This window comes from Streptomyces sp. NBC_00443 (assembly GCF_036014175.1).
Lineage (GTDB): Bacteria > Actinomycetota > Actinomycetes > Streptomycetales > Streptomycetaceae > Streptomyces.
On the sequence record NZ_CP107917.1, the window covers coordinates 3,459,823 to 3,480,141 of the forward strand.

The window sequence follows — 20,319 nt, forward strand, 5'->3', positions numbered from 1 at the left end:
GCACAGGAGTTACTTTCTGAGGTGGCCCGGCCCGAAGGCCTGCGGCAGCATCTCCGACAGCGGCAGGATGCCTGCCGGGGTCTCCAGGAGGAGACCCGGGCCGCCGAACTCGTACAGGAGCTGGCGGCAGCGGCCGCAGGGGACGAGGACGTCGCCCTCGCCGTCGACGCAGGTGAAGTGCGTCAAGCGGCCGCCCCCGGTGTTCTGCAGCTCCGAGACCAGACCGCACTCGGCGCACAGGCCGACGCCGTACGACGCGTTCTCGACGTTGCAGCCGGTGACCGTACGGCCGTCGTCGACCAGGGCCGCGACGCCGACCGGGTAGCCGGAGTATGGCGCGTAGGCGCGGGACATGGCGTCCCGGGCCGCCGCGCGCAGCTTGTCCCAGTCGACGTCGTGGGAGGCGGCCGGGGTCACTTGCCCTGCCCCTTCTTGTACGGCAGGCCGTCCGCCTTCGGCATCCGCAGGCGCTGCGCGGACAAGGTGAGGACGACGAGCGTGACGACGTACGGCGTGGCGGAGACGACCTGGTTGGGCACCTCGTTGGTGGTGGCGTACCAGGTGTACACCAGGGCGCCGACCACCGCGGTGATCATCGACGGGGCGTACTTCTTGCGGATCACCAGCCAGATCGCGCCGATGATCAGCAGGAGCGCGCCGAGCAGCAGCAGGGCGTGGACGTTCGTGGAGCCGCCACGCAGGTTGAGGCTGTCGGTGTAGCCGAACAGGCCGGCGCCGAGTGCGAGTCCGCCCGGCATCCAGTTGCCGAAGATCATCGCGGCGAGGCCGATGTAACCGCGGCCGCTGACCTGGCCCTCCAGGTAGAAGGGGTTGGCGACGATGGAGAGGAAGACGCCGCCGAGGCCCGCCAGGCCGCCGGAGATGATCACGGCGATGTACTTGTACTTGTAGACGTTCACGCCGAGGGACTCCGCCGCGACCGGGTTCTCACCGCAGGAACGCAGTCGCAGACCGAAGGCGGTGCGCCACAGGATCCACCAGGTGCCGGGGATCATCGCGATGGCGATCAGGGTCAGCCAGGAGACGTTGGTGACCAGACCGCCGAGCAGACCGGCGATGTCCGAGATGAAGAACCAGCCCTGGTTGTTGAGGTCCCTGAGCCCGTCGGACAGGCCCGGCACGGTGAAGTGGCCGAGGGAGTCGATCGCCGGGGACTGCTTGGCGGAGCCGCCCGCGTGGCCCTCGAAGGCGAGCGGCGCGAGGTAGCGGGTGACGCCGAGGGCGAGGATGTTGATCGCCACACCGGAGACGATGTGGTTGACCCTGAAGGTGATGGTGGCGATGGCGTGCAGGATGCCGCCGATGCAGCCACCGATGATGCCGACGACGACACCGGTCCACGGACCCCACTGGAAGCCGGCCCAGGCGCCGAACCAGGTGCCGAGGATCATCATGCCCTCGAGGCCGATGTTGACGACGCCCGCCCGCTCGGCCCACAGACCGCCGAGACCGGCGAGGCCGATCGGCACGGCGAGCTGGAGCGCGGTGGACATCTGGCTGACGTTGGTGATGCCGTCGGCGCCGGTGATGATGCGGACGATCGAGGTCAGCGCCAGGGCTCCGGCGATGACCAGGAGCAGGACGGGCCACGAGAGGCGGCGGCCGGTCGGTGCCGCGGGCTGCAGCGTGGGCTGGTTGACGTCGGTCGCCGAGGTCGGGGCGGTCATCGGCCAGCCACCTCCTTCGTGGTGTTGTTGTCGGCGCCCAGGACGTGACCGGCGGCCAGTTCGGCGCCGACCTGGCGCTGCTGGCGGCGCAGGCCCCACTCACGGACGGCCTCGTAGGACACGACGACCGAGAGCACGATCAGGCCCTGCATGATGACCGCGATCTCCTTGTCGTAGCCGTGGAAGTCCAGCTCGGGCGAGGCCTTGTCGAGCCAGGCCCACAGCAGGGCGGCGAACGCGATGCCGACGGGGCTGTTGCGGCCGAGCAGCGCGATACCGATGCCGAGGAAGCCGATGCCGGTGGGGAAGTTCAGGCTGTACGTGTGGGTGTCGCCGAGCAGGATCGGCAGACCGGCGAGGCCCGCGAGACCGCCGGAGAGCAGCATGGCGGTGAGCACCATGCGCTTGGGGTCGACACCGCTGGCCGCGGCGGCGGTCTGCGAGGCGCCGGAGGCGCGCAGGTCGAAGCCGAAGCGGGTGCGGTTGAGAACGATCCAGTAGGCGATGCCGAGCAGGACGGCGAGGAAGACCAGGCCGTAGATCTCGCCGGCGTCGCCCATGCTGATGCCGGGGACCCAGCCGGACTCGTGCATCTCGCCGGTGGTGTTGTTGTTGCCGACCTTGACGCCGAAGACGTTAGGCAGCCACAGGTAGGCGATGACCGACGTGGCGATCGCGTTCAGCATGATCGTCGCGACGACCTCGCTGACGCCGCGGGTGACCTTGAGGACACCGGCGATGCCGGACCAGAAGGCGCCGGTGCAGACGGCGGTGAGGAGCAGCAGCGGAACCTGGAGGGCGGCCGGCAGGTTCGCGTGGGCGCCGACGATCGCGGCCATCATGGCGGCGAGCTGGTACTGGCCGTCGACGCCGATGTTGAACAGGTTCATCCGGAAGCCGATGGCCACCGCGAGTGCCGCGATGTAGTACAGCGAGGCCTGGTTGATGATCAGGACCTGGATGTCGGAGAACGAGAGCTGCTCGAACATCAGGGTGTACGGCTCGACGGGGTTCTGGCCCGACGCGATCAGCACGATCGAGGTCAGGGCGAAGGCCACGGCGAGCGCGATGACCGGTCCGGCCACAGCGAGGAGCACGCGCTCCTTGTCGAACTTCTTCATCAGCGGGCCTCGTCTTCGCCAGACTCGGGAGCCTTGCGGATCTCGGGGGTGTCTGCCGGGGTCTCGGGGGTCTCTTCGTGTTCCAGGTGACCGGTCGCGGCACCGGTCATGGCCGAACCGAGCTCCTCCGGGGTGATGGTGGCCGGGTCGGCGTCCGCGACCAGCTTGCCGTTGTAGATCACGCGGAGGGTGTCGGACAGGCCGATCAGCTCGTCCAGGTCGGCGGAGATCAGCAGCACGGCCAGGCCCTCGCGGCGGGCCTCACGGATGTGGTCCCAGATCGCGGCCTGCGCACCGACGTCCACACCACGGGTCGGGTGCGCGGCGATCAGGAAACGAGGCTTGTGGCTCATCTCGCGGCCGACGATCAGCTTCTGCTGGTTGCCGCCGGACAGGGATGCGGCGGTGACGTCGATGCCGGGCGTGCGGACGTCGTACGCCTCGACGATGCGGCGGGTGTCCTGCTGCGCGGCCTTCGGGTCCAGCCAGACGCCCTTGGCGAGGGGCTTCTCGGTGACATGGCCGAGGATGCGGTTCTCCCAGAGGGGGGCCTCCAGGAGCAGGCCGTGGCGGTGGCGGTCCTCGGGGATGTAGCCGATGCCCTGCTCGCGGCGCTTGCGGGTGGTCCAGCCGGTCATCTCCTCGTCGGCGAGGGTGATCGTGCCGGAGTCGGCGCCCTTGAGGCCGATGAGCGCGTCGACCAGCTCGGTCTGGCCGTTGCCCTCGACGCCGGCGATGCCCAGGACCTCGCCCGCATGGATGGTGAAGGAGATGTCGTCCAGCAGGGCCTTGCCGCCGACCGCCTCCAGGCGCAGCTTGTCGACGGTGATGACCGGGCGGTCGGTGACCGTCGACTCCGCCGTCTCCGGCGTCGGCAGTTCGCTGCCCACCATCATCTCGGCGAGCTGGCGCGGGGTCGTCTCGGCGGGGACCGCCGTACCGACCGTCGTGCCGCGGCGGATGACGGTGATCTCGTCGGCGACGGAGAGGACCTCGCCGAGCTTGTGGGAGATGAAGATGACCGACAGGCCCTCGGCCTTCAGCTCGCGCAGGTTGTCGAAGAGCGCGTCGACCTCCTGCGGCACCAGGACGGCCGTGGGCTCGTCGAGGATCAGCGTGGTGGCGCCGCGGTAGAGGACCTTGAGGATCTCCACGCGCTGGCGGGCGGCGACGCCGAGCTCCTCGACCAGGCGGTCGGGCTCCACGCCGAGGCCGTAGCGCTCGGAGATCTCCTTGATCTTGCGGCGGGCCTTGGCGCCGATGCCGTACAGCTTCTCGCTGCCCAACACGACGTTCTCGAGGACGGTGAGGTTGTCGGCGAGCATGAAGTGCTGGTGCACCATGCCGATGCCGCGCACGATGGCGTCGGCCGGCGACGAGAAGGTGACCTGCCGGCCATCGATGGCGATGGTGCCCTCGTCCGGCTTCTGCATGCCGTAGAGGATCTTCATCAGCGTCGACTTGCCTGCGCCGTTCTCGCCGACGAGGGCGTGGACGGTGCCCTTGCGGACGGTGAGGTGGATGTCGTGGTTGGCCACGACGCCCGGGAAACGCTTGGTGATCCCGGCGAGTTCGACGGCGGTCACCTGACCGTTGACCGCCGCTCCGGCCGGAGGGCTGCTGGACGCGTTGATGGCGCACTCTCCTGGGGACGGGGGTCGTCTACGCGCGTAGCGCCCCTATGGCCTGAAAGGGGCCGACGCACCGCGAACAACGGGGTACGGGGAAAGCCCTCGGAAAGCCTCCCCGTACCCCGTTGAGCGGACGTAACCCCGGGGTTACCGCTGCTCAGGGTCTTGCTTCAATCAGCTGGACTTGACCTTGATCTCGCCGCTGATGATCTTCTCCTTGGCCGTCTTGATGGCGTCCTGCAGCTCGGTGTTGTCCGCGAACTTCGGGTTGGAGTTCGACAGGCTCACCTCGCCGGTCTTCAGATCGCCACGAACGATACCGGTCTCGGGCTTGCCGTCCTCGACCGACTTCGCCAGGTTGTACACCGCCTTGGCGACGTCCTTCATCGCCGAGGTCAGGATCGAGTCCTTGTACTTGGCGAGAGCTTCCTGCTTGTACTGGTCGGAGTCGACACCGATCGCCCACACCTTGTTGGCGGCGGCGGCCTCGATGACACCCTGGCCGGACAGACCGGCGGCCGCGTAGACGACGTCGGCCTTCTTCTCGATCTGGCCCTCGGCGGCCGACTTGCCCTTGTCAGGGCTCGAGAAGCCGCCCTCCTCCGCGGTCTGCGTGAGGTACTGGCTGAGGACCTTGGCCTGCGGGTTGGTGTCCTTGACGCCCTGCTCGAAGCCGGCCTGGAACTTGTGGATGAGCGGGATGTCCACACCGCCCACGAAGCCGACCGTGTTCGTCTTGGTGCTCTTGGCGGCGGCGACACCGGCCAGGTACGAGGCCTGCTCCTCGGAGAAGACCAGGTCCGCGACGTTCTTCGACTCGACCGTGGAGTCGTCCACGATGCCGAAGGTGGTGTCGGGGAACTTCTCCGCGGCGCCCTTGACGGCGGCCGCGTAGGCGTAGCCGACACCGACGACCGGGTTGTAGCCCTGCTTGGCCAGCGAGGCCAGGCGCTGTTCCTTGTCGGCGTCCGTCTCACCCTCGGTGGGCTCGACGTCGGCCGTGTCGTACTGGAACTCCTTCTTCGCCTGCTCCAGGCCCGCGTACGCGGCGTCGTTGAAGGACTGGTCGCCCTTGCCGCCGACGTCGTACGCGATGGCGAGGCCCTTGTTGCCCTTCGAGTCCGACGAGGCGGACGTCGAGGTGCCGCCGCAGGCGGAGAGCGCGAGGGCCAGGGAGGCGGTCGCTGCGCCTGCGACCGTTATCCGGGAAATCCGGCGCATGTGTAGGTGCTCCTTAGTACAAGCGCCGGACGGTACAGCTCGGTACAGCTTCACAGCAACGGCGCTGGCTTCCGCCGCAGATTAACGCGCGTAGACCAACCTGAAAACCCCTTCTGTCCACCTTGTTATGCGCCCGTGGCCAAGTCAACGCGCGACCTTGACCCGGGGCTTGCCGAAAGCAAAGCGGGAGTGGAGGTGGAGGGCCGGGAACGGCGAAGCGGGCGGGCACCCTCGGATGCCCGCCCGCTTCATCAGCCGTACGACGTCGTAGGACGCTGTGCAACGACCGTGACTACTCGGTCTTGACCTTGATCGAGCCGTCGATGATGCCCTCCTTGGCCTTCGCCACGGCCTCCGAGAGGCCCGCGATCTTCGCGAACTCCGGGTTGGACTCGGACAGGCCGACGCCGTTGACCTTCAGGTCGAAGGTCTGGGTACCGGTAAGCGGCTTGTCGTCCTCGACGGACTTGGCCAGCGCGTAGACCGCGCCGCCGACGTCCTTGAGCGCGGAGGTCAGGATGTAGCCCTTGTACGAAGCCAGGGCGGCCTGGTCGTACTGGTCGGAGTCGACGCCGATCGCCCAGACCTTGGCCTTCGCGGCGGCCTCGATGACGCCCTGACCGGACAGACCGGCCGCCTGGTAGAGGACGTCGGCGTTCTTCTCGATCTGGCCCTCGGCGGCGGCCTTGCCCTTGTCGGGGCTGGAGAAGCCGCCCTCCTCCGCGGTCTGCGTCAGGTACTGCGAGAGGACCTTGACCTTGCCGCCGCTGGTGTCCTGGACGCCCTGCTTGTAGCCGGCCTCGAACTTGTGGATCAGCGGGATGTCCACACCGCCGATGAAGCCGACCGTGTTCGTCTTGGTGGCCTTGGCGGCGGCGACGCCGGCCAGGTAGGAGGCCTGCTCCTCGGCGAACACGAGGGAGGTGACGTTGTCGCCCTCGACCACCGAGTCGACGATGCCGAAGGTGGTGTCCGGGTACTTCTTGGCCACGGCCTCCATCGCGGGGCCGTAGGCGAAGCCGACGCCGATCACCGGGTTGTAGCCCTGCTTGGCCAGCGAGGCCAGGCGCTGCTCCTTGTCGGCGTCCGTCTCGCCCTCGGTGGGCTCGATGTCGGCCGTCTTGTACTTGAACTCCTTCTGGGCCTTCTGCAGACCGGCGTACGCGGCGTCGTTGAAGGACTGGTCGCCCTTGCCGCCGATGTCGTACGCGATGGCGAGACCCTTGGTGTCGCCGCTGCCGTCGCTGTCACTGCCGCTGTCGCTGCTGGTACCACCGCAGGCCGTGGCAGCGAGCGCGATCGACGCGACCCCCACCGCGACACGGGCCAGTTTGGATGTTCGACGCATCGTGAAGTCCCCATTCTCCAAGCCCCGCAGTGGGTGCTGAGTTCGGCGCACATTAACGCGCGTAGACACTCCTGGGAACGGGGTTTCGCCTGGCCGTTATCCATTCGTGCCGATGGCCGGTTACGTCCTTGTGAACCACCGGATCGAAAGGCACGCATGGGGCAACTGCACCGGTGGTGCCTTCGCCACGATGGCGCTCAGGACCGCCCGCCATGGGGCAAGGCTCCCCCCGCCCGGCGCCGCCCGCAAGCGGAGCGGCCGGCCGGGTGAAACGCCGTGCGCGGCAACGCCGCACGGGGGCGCGGGGCTCTGTCGACATGCGACTCCGCCGCGCGGGCGCCACCAGCCACGACGGGCCTGCGGCCGCCACAGGTCAGCAGCCCCCTACGGCGACTGGGGGCCGCTTGACCCGGGGGCGTCGAGCGCGGCGGGTCGTGCCCACACCTTGCACGGCAACGCCACAAAGGGGTGCGGGACTGTGTCGACATGCGGCTCCGCCGCGCGGGCGCCACCAGCCACGACGGGCCTGCGGCCGCGACACGGCCGCAGCCCCCTACGGCGACCGGGCCACGCCTAACCCGCGGCGTCGAGCAGCGCTGCCGCCGTGAACAGCTCCACGCCCACCTTGATGGCGGACTCGTCCACGTCGAAGTCCCCTTGGTGCAGGTCCCGCCCGATCCGGTCACCGGGCACTCGGACCCCCAGCCGGGCCATGGCACCGGGCACGTGCTCCAGGTACCAGGAGAAGTCCTCCCCGCCGAGGCTCTGCTCGGTGCTCTCGACGGAGTCGGCACCGCGGCGTGCGGTCATGGCGGCGCGCAGCAGCTCGGTCGAGTCCGGGTCGTTGACGACGGGCGGGACGCCGCGGACGTAGTTGATCTCCGACTTGGCGCGGTGCAGGTTGGCGACCTCGTCGATGGCGGCGACGACGAGATCGGGCGCCTGCCGCCAGGTGTCGAGGTCCAGGCAGCGCACGGTCCCGGAGAGCTCGGCGTGCTGGGGGATGACGTTGGGCGCGTGGCCGGATTCGATCCGGCCCCAGGTCACGGAGAGGCCGCTGCGGGCGTCGGCGCGCCGGGCGACGACCGCGGGCACGTCGGTGATGACCCGGGCGGCGGCGGTGACCAGGTCGGTCGTCAGATGGGGGCGGGCCGTGTGCCCGCCGGGCCCGTCGAGGGCGATTTCCAGCCGGTCGCAGGCGGACGTGATGGCGCCCTCCCGCAGGCCCAGCTGCCCGGCGTCCACCTTGGGGTCGCAGTGCAGGGCGAGGAACCGGCCGACCCCTTCGAGCACCCCGCACTTGATGGCGTCGAGGGCGCCGCCGGGGAGGACCTCCTCGGCGGGCTGGAAGAGGAGGCGGACGGGGCGGGGCAGCTGCCCGCGCCTGTGCAGCTCGGCCAGGACCAGGCCGGTGCCCAGCACCACGGTCGTGTGCACGTCGTGCCCGCAGGCGTGCGCCCGGTCCGGCACGGTCGAGCGGTACGAGCACTCACTCTTCGTGTCCGGGATGGGCAGGCCGTCGATGTCGGCGCGCAGGGCGAGCATGGGCCGCTCGCCGTCCCACTCCCCGATGTCACAGATGAGCCCGGTTCCGGAGTCGAGCACGCGGGGCCTGAGGCCGGCCTTCTCCAGGCGGCCCTTGATCGCGGCGGTCGTACGGAACTCCTGGTTGCCGAGCTCCGGGTGCATGTGCAAGTCGCGCCGGAACTCGATGAGTTCGGCACGGAGCGCCTCCGGCAAGGTGCCGGGAAGGGCGGCTTCCCCGGGTTGATCGGACTCGGACTCGGAGGACATCAGTTGGTTCACCCTCTAAAGGGTAGGACGCCGAGGTGGCCAACTGACCCTCGATCAACAAAAGTTCAACCCGTTTGGGGAAGAAAATCTGGCCGCCCGACGCGTAGGTATCGATTTAGGCGGGTAAACTCGCCCAACTCCGCCGAGTCGATCATGAAATCGACGGAGAGTGAGGATCTCCCTCCTTCACGGATACCACGTTCAGCCCCGTCCCGTCGGTTCTGTTCACCTGTCGGAGCCGGGCGTCGGCGATACGTCGACTCCGGGGCACGGTGTCGCCACTGCCCTGAGGGCAGATTACCGTCGGACGTTCCGGACTTTTTCGGATTTTCCGGATGCGGGCGGGTCGGGTAGGACCGCGAGGTGCCGGTAGCGCGGGGCAGCAGCCAAACGGCGGCGCCGGCGAGGAGGCCGCGAGCGACGGGCCCGACGGAATCAGAGACCCTCTATTGCCCGCCGCACATGACCCAAATAACCGGAGAGTTCGGATTCATCCCGCCGTGCCAACTCGACGAGGTCGAGATTCCGGAGGTCGCCTTCTCCGGCAGTCATGATTTCCCGCACATCATCGGCCATCGGCAGCTGCTCCGGCGAGAGCGACGGAACCCCCGGGCCCTCCACTTCTTCCGACGCCCGGAGGAAGTGACGGATCAGCGCGGCCAACGCGATATCTCTCACTTCGAGCTGCACGGCATCTCGAAGCCTGGCGACCTCCTGAGCTGTGACCATGATGTCGCGCGCATCGGCCGTCATGCGTCTCATTGCGCCCCCAGCATCCGCATGGATATCCCCCGAACCCCGTATGCGCGTTCGAGGATATGCCGAATTCCCAAATTCGGGGACGTGCCCAGCAGATGAACAGGACGAGACCGAAGATGGACCAGGAAACGCTGGAGCTAGGGTGTGCCCCGTGACCGCCGACAAACGCCGGAAGCCTCAGATCCCCGCGAGCCCCCACAACGCCGAGTACGCAGAGAACGCCGACTTTCTCGAAGCCACCAGGGCCTCCTACGACGCGATAGCCCCGGCCTACACGGACCGCTTCTCCGACTGGCCGGCCGACAGCACTCCCCTGGACCGATCCCTCGTCACCGCCTTCGCCGAACTCGCCCGCGAGCACGTCCCGGCCCCCGTCGCCGACCTCGGCAGCGGCCCCGGCTACGTCACCGCCCACCTCGACGACCTCGGCATACCGGTCTTCGGAGTCGACCTCTCGCCGCGGATGGTCGCCCTGGCCCGTCGCGCGCATCCCGAACTCCGGTTCCACGTCGGCTCGATGACGTCCCTCGACCTCCCGGACCAGACACTGGGCGGGATCCTCGCGCTGTACTCGGTCATCCACATCCCGACCGAGCACCTCGCCGCCACCTTCGCCGAGTTCCACCGCGTTCTGGTCCCCGGCGGGCACGTACTCCTCGGGTTCCAGTCCGGCAGCCCCGACGGCGACGAGGAGCACCTCCACCTCTCGGAGCGCTTCGGCCACGAGATCTCGCTCGACTACTACTGGCGCACCCCGGACACGGTCGCCGCCCACCTGGGCAAGTCGGGCCTCCCGGTCCAGGCCCGCGTGCTGCGCGAACCGGTCGACGGGGAGAAGCGCCCCCGTGCGTTCGTCCTGGCCCGCAAGCAGCCGTGACCTGACCTACGTGGCCAGTTCGCACCACACGTACTTGCCCCGGTTGCCGTGCCGGGTCAGCGGCTGCCACCCCCACAGGTCGGCGCAGGCCCGGACGAGGACGAGGCCGCGTCCGTCCTCCCGCTCGGCCGGCTGATCCAACGATCCGGGCGGTTCGGGCGGTTCGGGATCGGCGTCCCAGGCCCCGATCCGCAGCACGCCCGCCGACCAGCGGACCCGTAGGGCGGCCGGCCCCTTCGTGTGGCGTACGGCGTTGGAGACCAGCTCCGTGGCGAGCAGCTCGGCGACGTCGACGTGGTTGATCAGGCCGTGCATGGTGAGGATCAGGCGGAGGGTGCGGCGGGACACCGTGACGGCTCGGACGTCGTTCGGGATGTAGAGGGAGTACTCCCAGGGCTCGGACTCGGGCTCGGTTTCGGGCATGCGGCAGCTCCGGTTCGGTGGTGTGGGGGTGCGGTCGGCGGGCGGTGGCAGTGCCGCAGCCGTCGTGGCAGGACGGAGTGGTGCGCTTCCGGGGTCCCGGGTTCCGCAGAGTGTGCGTCGCGTCACTGACAGTAGGGGTAACTATTTAGATCCCGCAAGCGGATCACGTAACCTGACCTTCGAACGAGTCGCGCCTCAAGGCGTGTTGGGAGGAACGCCCGTGGCGAAGAGGACCGAACCGACGGCACGTCAGATGCGCCTGGCGGTCGAGCTGCGCAGACTCCGTGACGCGGCAGGTCTCACATCACGGGAGGCGGCAGAACTGCTCGGGGTGAGTGCTCCCCAGATCAGCCAGATCGAGACCGGCCTCGCAGGGGTGAGCGAGAAGCGACTGCGCCGCCTTGCCGCCAACTACTCCTGTGCAGACGATGAGTTGACGAACGCCCTGGTAGCCATGGCGACCGACCGCACGCGGGGTTGGTGGGAGGAGTACCGCGGGCTGCTGCCCACACCGTTCCTCGATCTCGCCGAGTTGGAACACCACGCCACGTTCCTACGGGAGGCCCAGTTCCTGTACATCCCCGGCTTGCTCCAAACGGAGGACTACACACAGGCCGTCTTCGCCTACCGAATCCCGAATCTGCCGGAAGAGGAGCTTGAGTTGCGCGTCCGGCACCGGATGCAACGCAAGGTGATCCTCGACGGCACACCGTACGAAGCTCTCATCCACGAGGCGGCCCTGCGCATCATGGTCGGCGACCGTGCCGCCTCGCGGGCCCAGCTGGCGGGAGTCCTCGAAATCTCCGAAGCGGAACACGTCACCGTGCGGGTCATCCCCTTCGCCCTGGAGGGGTTCGCAGGCGCTGCGAGCGCCATGATGCACGCAGGCGGCGCCGTACCCAACCTGGACACCGTCGTCCGTGACGCCCCCAACGGCGCGGCCTACATCGATTCCGAAGCGCAACTCAGCACCCTTCGAACGCTTTTCCGTAAGCTGGAAGCCGCGTCGCTCAACCCCGACAAGTCACGAGACTTGATCAACCGCGTGGCGAAGGAACTGTGATGTCCACTTCTGACAGCTGGCGGAAGTCGTCCTACTCGAGTTTTGGCGACGGCGACTCCTGCGTAGAGATCGCGAACTCCCCCACCCGCATAGCCATACGCGACTCCAAGGACCCGTCTGTCGGCACCCTCACCTTCCCGACCGACGCCTTCACCCCGTTCATCGAAGCCCTGAAGGCCCCCTCAGCCCAGTGATCACACGGCCGTAACCGCCGACAACCGGTGCACATCCCGCGCCGTCCCCGTAACCCCCGACAAGAACCCCTGCGCCCGAGGCGACGCGTTCTCCGTCAGCCACGCCGGGTCGATGTCGAACACCGCCACCCGGACCTCGGTGCCCGACAGCGCCAGCGGCAAGGTGTGCACAACCGTCGACGGGAAGCTCAGGATCGTACGGCCGATGGGGCCACGGCGCGCGATCAACTCCAGCGGGAGGTCGGGCCGTACGATCTCCAGACCCGTCTCCACCGCCAGCCGGTGCAGCTTCTCCGCGCTCTCGCGGCGGTGGGCGAAGTAGCGCGTGGCGCCGTGGGCCTTGGCCAGGGAGCGGACGGCTTCGAGGTAACGGTCGCCGTCGACCACGCCCGTCTCGACCAGCGACGTGCCCACCATGTCCGCGCCCTTGGTGATGCGGGGCGGCCCGAAGCGGTCGCGGGTCCATGCGAAGGCGTTGGCGGTGACCGTCACGCCGGCCGGCGTCTCCTCCATCGGCATCGACGAGAAGATCTCGACAGTCCGGCGCTCGCTCGGCGTCAGACGCTTGCGAGCCGCCGACGACACCGGCGCGAAGACCAGGTCGCGGGGGCCGGGGCGGCCGCCCTTGCGGTGCCAGCGGACCAGGCGCTCGCCGCGGGCGAGTTGGGCGACGAACTCCATGGTCGCCGTGCCGTCGTCGACGACGACGATGTCACGGGCCTTGGTGATGGTCAGCAGGAGTTGTACGTAACGGGAGAAGGGGTCGCCCAGGACGATCCGGTCGGCACGGCGCAACAGGCCCGCCAGGCCGCCGATCGTCTGGAAGGGGGCCGCCGGGCCGCCCCGCGCCTCCTCCCAGCGGACCGCGTGCCCGTCCTCGCGCGCCAGTTCGGCCATCCGGCGCAGCTGGCCGCGGGTCATGGGGTCGATCGGGGACAGGACGACGAGGGTGAGTCCCGTGCCGACGGCCTGCCGGCGGGCGTGCGCCCACTCCAGCACATTCAGGAGCTGTACCGGGCTCTCGACGAAGGCGAGAGTGTGGGGGCCGGTGTTCCCGGCGCGGGGGCTCATCGACGTACGACCGTCCCGTCGTAAGGCGCTCATGCGGCGCTCGTATTCAGCTCGTGCAGCTCGCGCTGCTCGTGTTCGGGAAGCTCGAAGGGCGCCGAGCCCGAGCGCCCCCACGGGGAGCACTCGGACGTCGGCGCACTCGAACTCGGGGCGTTCCGGCTCAGACCTGGACCGGCTCGCCCGCCGCGGCGGCGATCTCCGCCTCGGCGACCACACCGGCGACGCGGCGCAGCTTCTTCATCGGGCCGAGCTCGGAGTCGTAGACCTTCTTGACGCCGTCACCGAGGGAGGCCTCGATGGTGCGGATGTCGCGGACGAGGCGGACGAGACCCTGCGGCTCGACCGAGGCGGCCTGGTCCGAACCCCACATCGCGCGGTCCAGGGTGATGTGACGCTCGACGAAGACGGCGCCGAGGGCGACCGCTGCCAGCGTGGTCTGCAGGCCCGTCTCGTGGCCGGAGTAGCCGATCGGGACGTTCGGGAACTCCTTCTCCAGCGTGTTGATCACACGGAGGTTGAGCTCCTCGGCCTTCGCCGGGTACGTCGAGGTGGCGTGGCACATCACGATGTTGTCGGAGCCGAGGACCTCGACCGCGTGGCGGATCTGCTTCGGCGACGACATGCCGGTGGAGAGGATGACCGCGCGGCCGGTGGCGCGCAGCGCCTTCAGCAGCTCGTCGTCCGTGAGGGACGCGGACGCGACCTTGTGGGCCGGGATGTCGAACTTCTCAAGGAAGGCGACGGCCTCGGTGTCCCACGGGGAGGCGAACCAGTCGATGTTCTTGGACTTGCAGTACTCGTCGATCTGGCGGTACTCGTCCTCACCGAACTCCACACGGTGGCGGTAGTCGATGTAGGTCATCCGGCCCCAGGGGGTGTCGCGCTCGATGTCCCACTGGTCGCGCGGGGTGCAGATCTCCGGCGTGCGCTTCTGGAACTTCACGGCGTCACAGCCGGCCTCGGCGGCCGCGTCGATGAGCTTGAAGGCGTTCTCCAGCTCACCGTTGTGGTTGATGCCGATCTCGCCGCAGATGTAGACGGGCTTGCCCGGTCCGACTTCACGCGAACCGAAGTTGCGCAGGCGGGAGTAGGTGCTCATGGCAGAGATGTCCTTACTTGGTGAGGGAATCGAGAGAGGGGCCGAGGATCCAGCTGGCGATCTCTCGGATTGCGCCGTCGCCACCGGGGGTGGTGGTGACCGCGCGTGCGGCGCCGCGCACGACGTCGTGGGCGCTCGCGACCGCCACGGGCCAGCCCACGAGGGCGAAGCACGGGAGGTCGTTGACGTCGTTGCCGACGTAGAGCACGCGCTCAGGCGCGATGCCCTGCTCCTCGCACCACTGCTTGAGTGCGAGGTCCTTCCGGTCGATGCCGTGCAGCACGGGAATCTGCAGCTTCCGTGCGCGGGCGGCGACGACCGGGTTCTGCTCCGTGGAGAGGATGAGCATCTTGAGCCCGCTCTTGCGCAGGGCTCCGATGCCGAGGCCGTCTCCGCGGTGCACGGAGACGAACTCCTTTCCATCGGCATCGATCAGCACCCTGTCGTCTGTCTGGGTGCCGTCGAAGTCCAGTACGACCGCGTCGATGTCGTCGGCGGTCGGGAGTGCGCCGGGCCGGTCCGCGTCGAACAGCGGGGCCAGCGCGCGGGCGCGGGCCAGGTCGTGGGGATCGTCGATCTCCAGGACCCGGGCGGGGTCGGTGCGCACGAGTTCGGTGCGGCCGAAGAAGCGGTGCTTGTGGTCGCGGAAGCCGGCGGCGTCCATCGCGTAGGCGGCGCCGGTCTCCAGGAAGTCCTGGGGGCGGTCCTGGCGGCGCGGGCGGAAGGACTTGTCGTGATTGACGCCGTATCCGCCGCCACTGGTGGTGCGGGTAGTAACGGTGTCGGTGCCGCCCTCGGCGGCCTCGCGCTCGGCGCGCAGGGCGGCCGGCTCGTCGTCGCCGTGGCGCCACACGAAGCCGTGGAAGGGCGCGACGGTCAAAGCCGTGTCGGCGCCGTTGGCGACGATCGCCTTGACGACGCCGTCGAGGTCCTCGCGGATGATGAACGGGCTGGTGCACTGCACGAGCAGGACCACGTCCACCGGCGAGCCGTGCAGCGCCTCGTGGGCGTCCATGGCGTGCAGGACGGCCGCCTCGGAGGTGGCGGTGTCGCCGGCGATGGCGGCGGGGCGCAGCACGACCTCCGCGCCGGCCTGGCGGGCGGCGGCCGCGATGCCCTGGTCGTCGGTGGAGACGACGACGTCCGTGACGAGCCGCGAGGCCCGGCACTCACGCACGGCACGCGACACCAGCGGTACGCCGCCGACGGGCATGAGGTTCTTCGCGGGCACGCCCTTGGAGCCACCGCGCGCGGGGATCACGGCGAGCACCCTGGGCACCGAGGTGCCTTGACCTGCTTCCGGGTTGGACATGGGCTCCACTCCTTGGGCTCCTTGCAAAGGCTTCGGGGCGCGTCCCGGCGCCCCGGTCGGGTCGCTCACAGCTCCCCCATCCGCCGGATGACAGGCGCCACGCGCTGCACGCCGTGCCGGTAGGCGCCGCGCGCCGCCCGGCGCACGATCTGCCGGACGGGGCCGGGCTCGCTGTCGTGGGCGGGGGCGCCGGGCAGCGGGCTGCCGTCCGGGCCGAGGTGGTGGCGGGCGAGGATGCCGGGCAGATAGCCGGGCGCGGTGGCCGGCGTGTAGTACGGCGTGAGGGCGGGCACGCCGCCCGGACGCTCCAGCAGCTTGGCGATGCGCTCGCGGGCCGCGTCGAAGGCGGTGGCGTACGAGCCGTCGGCGCACACGCCCTGCCGGGACACCCATTCCTCGTCGGGCGTCGGGCTGTGCCCGTCGTCCAGCTGGTCCCAGGAGGCGAGGCAGCCGGAGCCCACGAAATGGTGGTTGCCGAGCACCTCGCGCACGCCGAGGTCGCTGAGGACGACGGTGGGGATACGGCGGTGCAGCGACTCCAGCGCCGCCGTGGAGCTGATCGTGACCAGCAGGTCGGTGCGGTCGAGGACCTCGCCCATGTTCCCGTACACCAGTTTGAAGTTGGCCGGCGGGTCGAGCCGCTGGACCAGCTTCTGGTACGGCAGCTCCTCGATGTGCGTGGTGTGCTCGCCCGGCTTGGAGCGCAGCTTGAGCAGCACCTCGCGCTCGGGGTGCTTGCGGGCGTGCTGGATGAGCCGGTTCAGCAGGTACGTACGGTCCTTGCGGCTGTCCGGCACGGAGGGCTGGGCGGCGAAGACGACCGTGTACGGGTCGTGCTCGCCGGGGTAGGGCGCGCCGCCGAGGAACGGCAGGGCGACCTCGGTCACCGCCGAGGAGTCGGCGCCGACCCCGTCGTACACCGCACGGAAACGCTCGGCGTCCTGGCGCGAGTTGGCGAGGACGAGGTCCGCGCCGTGCCGCAGCAGCAGGCCGTCGGCGAGCTTCTCGTAGACGACACCGACGTAGCCGGTGACGACCACGGGCCGCTGGGGCTGCTCTTCCCAGACCCGCTTGAGGCCGTGCAGCATGGCCTGCACGCCCCCGCCGACGAGGGCGAGGACCAGGACGTCGTACGACCCCTGCGCCATGGTGCGCAGGAACTCGACGGCGCTCACCTCACGCAGCGAGTCGGCGTGGACGCCCACCTCCTGGAGCTGGCGGGCGGTGGGAGTCGCCCGGCCACGCAGGAGGAATCCGTCCAGACGGATGTCCGAATCATCCGGGGAGATACGGTTCGCGGTGAGCGCGCCCCATTTCCACCGGGTATCGGAATCCGCTAGGACGGCAACTCGTCGGGTCTTCGTCGCACTTGCTGGCACATCGAAGACGCTAGGAAGCCTTTTCGAGGTTCTGCCCAACCAGAATGCAACAGACGGTTAACAGCACATCGACGGATGGCGAATCGAGCCGGGAACGGGCTGTAAAAAAGCCCGGTTCACGGCTTCGCCACACGTCGTTCACCTCGATTCAAGGCGATCGTCAAGACGAATGACGGGCTTCGTCCTAACGTCCATTGCGTGGTCAAGCTCTCCGTCATCGTGCCGTTCTACAACGTGCAGCAATACGCGCCCGACACCCTGAGGAGCCTGCGTGCGAACGCACGTGAGGACTTCGAATTCATTCTCGTCGACGACTGCTCGCGCGACGGGACGCCAGAGATCCTCGCGCGCGCGGAACGCGAGTTGCCAGGCGCGGTACATGTCAGACACGAGAAGAACGGGGGACTGGCGACCGCGCGCAACACCGGCATCGACCGCGCGCGCGGTGAGTACCTGACGTTCCTGGACGGCGACGACTGGCTCGCCCCCGGCTACTACCCCCGGCTGGTCGCCGCGATCGAGGAGTTGGGCTGCGACTTCCTGCGCACCGACCACGTCCAGTGCACGGCACGGGCGCGCGCTGTGCACCGGGTGCCGCACGGGCGCCGGAACGTCGTGATGACTCCGCGCGAGGCGATCCTGCCCGCCGACCGTTCCACCTCCGTCGACTACGCGTACGCCTGGGCGGGGATCTACCACCGCCGGCTGGTCGACAAGGGGGTGCTGCACTTCACCGACGGGCTCCGCACGGCCGAGGACCGGCCGTGGATCTGGAAGCTGCACCGGGAGGCGGATTCCTTCGCCGCGGTGAGCCTGCTCGGCGTCTTCTACCGGCGTGGCGTGGCCTCGTCGCTCACCCAGATCGGTGATGTGCGCCAACTCGATTTCATTCGTGCGTTCGACCAGGTCATCGAGGAAACCGCGCAGGACCCGGAGGCGGACAAACTCCTGCCGAAGGCCGTGCGTACTTATTGCGCCATCATTTCCCATCATCTGGGATCCATCGAAAGGTTCGAGCCCGCGGTGGCGAAGAAGCTGAAATCCATGAGTGCCGCGGCCCTGCGGCGCATGCCGCAGAACGTACTGGACGAGGCGCTGGACTCCATGGACATCCAGCGCGCGACGCGGCTGCGCCGGCTGCGTCGCCGTCCCGCCCCTGCGGGGGTCGCCGCGTGACCACCCAGATCTTCCAGGCGTCCACCCTGTACGGCGTGGCCACCCTCGCCACCGCCCTGGACTCCGGCTGCTTCCGCCCCGCCGACCGGCGCATCCTGCTGGTCTGCAACAACGCCGCCACGCCAGAGACGACGCCCGGCCTCGACGAGATGCCGGGTTTTGAGCGGCTGCGTGAGCGCTTCGACGACGTGCTGTCGTACAACGAGACGATCTTCCCCTTCCACCCGGGTGGCTGGTCGCCGCGGCAGGACGACCTGCCGCTGTGGGAGAGGTTCCTGCGCCACGAGTGGCAACTCGGGGACGACGACGTCGAGTTGGCGGTCGAGTCGATCCAGGTCAACCCGTCGCTGGCCATCGCGCAGATCTTCACCGGTGCGCCGGTCACCGTCTACGCCGACGGCCTGATGAGCTACGGCCCCACCCGCAACAAGATCGACCCGCTGGTCGGCACCCGCGTGGACCGGGTGCTCCACCTCGACCTGGTGCCCGGTCTGAAGCCGTTGCTGCTCACCGAGTTCGGTGTGCCGGCGGAGATCGTGCCGACTCCGGCCATCACCAAGGTGCTGGCCGAACTCGTCTCCTCCGGTGACGCGCTGCCGGAGATCGAGGAGCCCGCGCTGCTGCTGGGCCAGTACCTCTCCGCGCTCGGCATCCTCAGCGACGACGAGGAGGAGGCCCTGCATGTGCGGATGCTGAAGGGCACGGCCGGACTGGGCCACGACAAGGTGGTGTTCAAGCCGCACCCTCGGCTCCGGCCCGCTTCGCCCGCAGCCTGGAGAAGGAGGCGGAGAAGCTCGGCGTCGAGCTCACCGTGCTCGACACGCCGGTCCTCGCCGAGGTGCTGTACCAGCGGATGCGGCCCGCGCTGGTCGTGGGCTGCTTCTCCACGGCCCTGCTCACCGCGTCCGCGCTGTACGGCCTTCCGGTCGCGCAGGTGGGCACCGAGCTGCTGCTGGAGCGGCTGACGCCGTACGAGAACAGCAACCGTGTGCCGGTCACGATCGTGCACGCGCTGCTTCCGGAGCTGGGCGACCGTGCCGCGGTCACCGAACAGCGCCGGAGCATGGACGTCGGTGCGCTGGGTGCGCTGGTGCGTGCGGTGGGCTTCGCGATGCAGCCGAAGATCCTGCCGGGGCTGCGCGAGGAGACCGAGCGGTACCTGGCGAAGAACCTGAGCGAGCGGACACTGCGCTACTTCAAGCGCAAGCGCCTGACATCCCTGGCTCTGCCCGGCGGCCTCCCGGCCCAGCTGTCCTTCATCCCCCGCAACGCCACGGTCCGCCGCATGGCCCGCAAGGCCCGCAACCTGCGCCGGGCGGTACGCCGCTAGCGCCTGGCCGGCGGGTTGACGTGCCCCCACCCCATCCCGGCGGTGCGCCGCTAGCGCCTGGCCGCCGGGTTGACGTGTCCCCACCCCCGCCCCCCGCCCTGGGCCTTCGGGCACGGGGCGGCTTCGGCTGCCGGCCGCGGAAGGGCGGCAGCGCTGCGGAGACGCCCGGCGCGAGGCTGAGCGCGCCGGGCGGCGTCCAACTGACGGCCGGGCGTGGAGACTCTCCGGCTGTCGGCCGCGGCAGCACAGCGGCGCGGTGGGGCGCCGGCCGTGAGGCTCGCCGAGCACGAGCGGTGTCCAACTGCCGACCGAGCGCGGGCGCGAGCGCGAGGTCGTGCGAGCACGGGGTGCGTTCGGTGGCGTCGATGCACGCGGAGCCTCCCGCCGCCGGACACAAGAGCGCCGTAGCGCGCTGGGCGCCCCCGCTGGGTGGCGCGTCCCCGGCGGGTCGGTGCGGGCTGTCCGCCGGCCCGGGCAGGGGTGGGCGGCGCGGCCGACACCGAGGACCCCGCCGGGGGTGACGCTGAAGCAGCGCGGGCTGCTTCTCGCCCCCGGCCGGCGCAGCCATCCGCCCTGGGACGGCCGCCGTCAGCGCCGCCGGAGTCAGCAACCCGTCCTTGACGGCGTTTCCGAGGGAGCCCTCGCACCCGCCCGTTGGGCCCCGCTGACCGCCCCCGTCGAGCAGTTGTTCAACTCCCCTCACTCACCCGGGCCCGCCCCCAGCACGGCACCCTCACGTCGCCGAAACGACACTCCGTCTATGCGGCGTTTTCACAATCGCGGGGCGTGGCACGGGTGGGGACGGTGAGGCCGGAGTTGGAAGCGACGCATAG

Annotated in this window: 18 protein-coding genes and 1 pseudogene; 6 read left to right on the forward strand and 13 right to left on the reverse strand. The window is 69.4% G+C overall.

The genetic code is table 11. The features are described 5' to 3' along the window. Window positions 1–9: 9 nt before the first annotated feature. From OHO27_RS15295 to OHO27_RS15330, 8 genes are all read right to left on the reverse strand, one after another. Window positions 10–417: a cytidine deaminase gene (locus tag OHO27_RS15295; protein WP_328424222.1), complete on the reverse strand. Its 408-nt coding sequence runs from the start codon at window positions 415–417 to the stop codon at window positions 10–12. Beyond that, window positions 414–1,688: an ABC transporter permease gene (locus OHO27_RS15300; protein ID WP_328424224.1), complete on the reverse strand. Its 1,275-nt coding sequence runs from the start codon at window positions 1,686–1,688 to the stop codon at window positions 414–416. The genes OHO27_RS15295 and OHO27_RS15300 overlap by 4 nt, the downstream gene beginning before the upstream one ends. Next, window positions 1,685–2,809 (reverse strand): ABC transporter permease, encoded by a 1,125-nt coding sequence (locus OHO27_RS15305; protein WP_328424226.1) that lies wholly within the window; start codon window positions 2,807–2,809, stop codon window positions 1,685–1,687. The genes OHO27_RS15300 and OHO27_RS15305 overlap by 4 nt, the downstream gene beginning before the upstream one ends. Continuing rightward, window positions 2,809–4,395: an ABC transporter ATP-binding protein gene (locus tag OHO27_RS15310; protein WP_328424228.1), complete on the reverse strand. Its 1,587-nt coding sequence runs from the start codon at window positions 4,393–4,395 to the stop codon at window positions 2,809–2,811. The genes OHO27_RS15305 and OHO27_RS15310 overlap by 1 nt, the downstream gene beginning before the upstream one ends. A 219-nt stretch (window positions 4,396–4,614) precedes the next feature. Beyond that, window positions 4,615–5,661 carry a BMP family lipoprotein gene (locus OHO27_RS15315; RefSeq protein WP_328424230.1) on the reverse strand — a complete coding sequence of 349 codons (1,047 nt, stop codon included), beginning with the start codon at window positions 5,659–5,661 and terminating at the stop codon, window positions 4,615–4,617. A 292-nt stretch (window positions 5,662–5,953) separates the two neighbouring features. Then, window positions 5,954–7,009 (reverse strand): BMP family lipoprotein, encoded by a 1,056-nt coding sequence (locus OHO27_RS15320; RefSeq protein ID WP_328424232.1) that lies wholly within the window; start codon window positions 7,007–7,009, stop codon window positions 5,954–5,956. Between the two features lie 573 nt (window positions 7,010–7,582). Then, window positions 7,583–8,803, reverse strand: coding sequence for a M20 family metallopeptidase (locus OHO27_RS15325; protein ID WP_328430445.1), 1,221 nt, complete (start codon window positions 8,801–8,803; stop codon window positions 7,583–7,585). Between the two features lie 435 nt (window positions 8,804–9,238). Further along, window positions 9,239–9,556, reverse strand: a complete 318-nt coding sequence (locus OHO27_RS15330) for a hypothetical protein (RefSeq protein WP_328424234.1) — start codon at window positions 9,554–9,556, stop codon at window positions 9,239–9,241. Window positions 9,557–9,743: 187 nt separating this feature from the next. Between OHO27_RS15330 and OHO27_RS15335 the strand changes: the two genes are divergently transcribed. Continuing rightward, entirely contained in the window at window positions 9,744–10,439 is a 696-nt protein-coding gene (locus OHO27_RS15335) for a class I SAM-dependent DNA methyltransferase (RefSeq protein WP_328430446.1), read from the forward strand. Between the two features lie 6 nt (window positions 10,440–10,445). Here OHO27_RS15335 and OHO27_RS15340 read toward each other — a convergent pair whose 3' ends face one another. Continuing rightward, window positions 10,446–10,862 carry an ATP-binding protein gene (locus OHO27_RS15340; RefSeq protein WP_328424236.1) on the reverse strand — a complete coding sequence of 139 codons (417 nt, stop codon included), beginning with the start codon at window positions 10,860–10,862 and terminating at the stop codon, window positions 10,446–10,448. Between the two features lie 220 nt (window positions 10,863–11,082). Here OHO27_RS15340 and OHO27_RS15345 point away from each other — a divergent pair, with 220 nt between their 5' ends. Then, window positions 11,083–11,925 carry a helix-turn-helix domain-containing protein gene (locus tag OHO27_RS15345; protein ID WP_328424238.1) on the forward strand — a complete coding sequence of 281 codons (843 nt, stop codon included), beginning with the start codon at window positions 11,083–11,085 and terminating at the stop codon, window positions 11,923–11,925. Next, a complete protein-coding gene (locus tag OHO27_RS15350; RefSeq protein WP_328424240.1) occupies window positions 11,925–12,119 on the forward strand; it encodes a DUF397 domain-containing protein in 195 nt (64 codons plus the stop codon). The genes OHO27_RS15345 and OHO27_RS15350 overlap by 1 nt, the downstream gene beginning before the upstream one ends. On the opposite strand, the gene OHO27_RS15355 is transcribed toward OHO27_RS15350, so the two are convergent. The 4 genes from OHO27_RS15355 to OHO27_RS15370 all read right to left on the reverse strand — a co-directional run bounded on the left by OHO27_RS15355 (window position 12,120) and on the right by OHO27_RS15370 (window position 16,980). Next, on the reverse strand, window positions 12,120–13,190 hold the full coding sequence (locus OHO27_RS15355) for a hypothetical protein (RefSeq protein ID WP_328430447.1): 1,071 nt from the start codon (window positions 13,188–13,190) through the stop codon (window positions 12,120–12,122). A 160-nt stretch (window positions 13,191–13,350) separates the two neighbouring features. Continuing rightward, the gene (locus OHO27_RS15360; RefSeq protein ID WP_328424242.1) at window positions 13,351–14,289 is read right to left on the reverse strand and encodes an N-acetylneuraminate synthase family protein; all 939 of its coding nucleotides are present in this window, start codon (window positions 14,287–14,289) and stop codon (window positions 13,351–13,353) included. Between the two features lie 13 nt (window positions 14,290–14,302). Then, window positions 14,303–15,601, reverse strand: a complete 1,299-nt coding sequence (locus tag OHO27_RS15365; protein WP_328424244.1) for an N-acylneuraminate cytidylyltransferase — start codon at window positions 15,599–15,601, stop codon at window positions 14,303–14,305. 65 nt (window positions 15,602–15,666) lie between these two features. Next, complete coding sequence (locus OHO27_RS15370) at window positions 15,667–16,980, reverse strand: DUF6716 putative glycosyltransferase (RefSeq protein WP_328424246.1); 1,314 nt, start codon at window positions 16,978–16,980, stop codon at window positions 15,667–15,669. Window positions 16,981–17,178: 198 nt separating this feature from the next. Here OHO27_RS15370 and OHO27_RS15375 point away from each other — a divergent pair, with 198 nt between their 5' ends. From OHO27_RS15375 to OHO27_RS43140, 3 genes and pseudogenes are all read left to right on the forward strand, one after another. Then, entirely contained in the window at window positions 17,179–18,156 is a 978-nt protein-coding gene (locus OHO27_RS15375; protein ID WP_328424248.1) for a glycosyltransferase family 2 protein, read from the forward strand. 35 nt (window positions 18,157–18,191) lie between these two features. Further along, window positions 18,192–19,033: pseudogene (locus OHO27_RS43135) on the forward strand (polysialyltransferase family glycosyltransferase); the annotation flags it as partial. A gap of 57 nt (window positions 19,034–19,090) precedes the next feature. Beyond that, a complete protein-coding gene (locus OHO27_RS43140; RefSeq protein WP_443059743.1) occupies window positions 19,091–19,486 on the forward strand; it encodes a hypothetical protein in 396 nt (131 codons plus the stop codon). Window positions 19,487–20,319 lie beyond the last annotated feature (833 nt).

Excerpts from the sequence above, each read along its gene's own strand:
- OHO27_RS15355 (WP_328430447.1), bottom strand. The coding sequence starts at position 13,190 with ATGAGCCCCCGCGCCGGGAACACCGGCCCCCACACTCTCGCCTTCGTC.
- OHO27_RS15325 (WP_328430445.1), bottom strand. The coding sequence starts at position 8,803 with ATGTCCTCCGAGTCCGAGTCCGATCAACCCGGGGAAGCCGCCCTTCCC.
- OHO27_RS15340 (WP_328424236.1), bottom strand. The coding sequence starts at position 10,862 with ATGCCCGAAACCGAGCCCGAGTCCGAGCCCTGGGAGTACTCCCTCTAC.
- OHO27_RS15315 (WP_328424230.1), bottom strand. The coding sequence starts at position 5,661 with ATGCGCCGGATTTCCCGGATAACGGTCGCAGGCGCAGCGACCGCCTCC.
- OHO27_RS15360 (WP_328424242.1), bottom strand. The coding sequence starts at position 14,289 with ATGAGCACCTACTCCCGCCTGCGCAACTTCGGTTCGCGTGAAGTCGGA.
- OHO27_RS15305 (WP_328424226.1), bottom strand. The coding sequence starts at position 2,809 with ATGAAGAAGTTCGACAAGGAGCGCGTGCTCCTCGCTGTGGCCGGACCG.
- OHO27_RS15330 (WP_328424234.1), bottom strand. The coding sequence starts at position 9,556 with ATGACGGCCGATGCGCGCGACATCATGGTCACAGCTCAGGAGGTCGCC.
- OHO27_RS15365 (WP_328424244.1), bottom strand. The coding sequence starts at position 15,601 with ATGTCCAACCCGGAAGCAGGTCAAGGCACCTCGGTGCCCAGGGTGCTC.
- OHO27_RS15320 (WP_328424232.1), bottom strand. The coding sequence starts at position 7,009 with ATGCGTCGAACATCCAAACTGGCCCGTGTCGCGGTGGGGGTCGCGTCG.
- OHO27_RS15300 (WP_328424224.1), bottom strand. The coding sequence starts at position 1,688 with ATGACCGCCCCGACCTCGGCGACCGACGTCAACCAGCCCACGCTGCAG.
- OHO27_RS15350 (WP_328424240.1), top strand. The coding sequence starts at position 11,925 with ATGTCCACTTCTGACAGCTGGCGGAAGTCGTCCTACTCGAGTTTTGGC.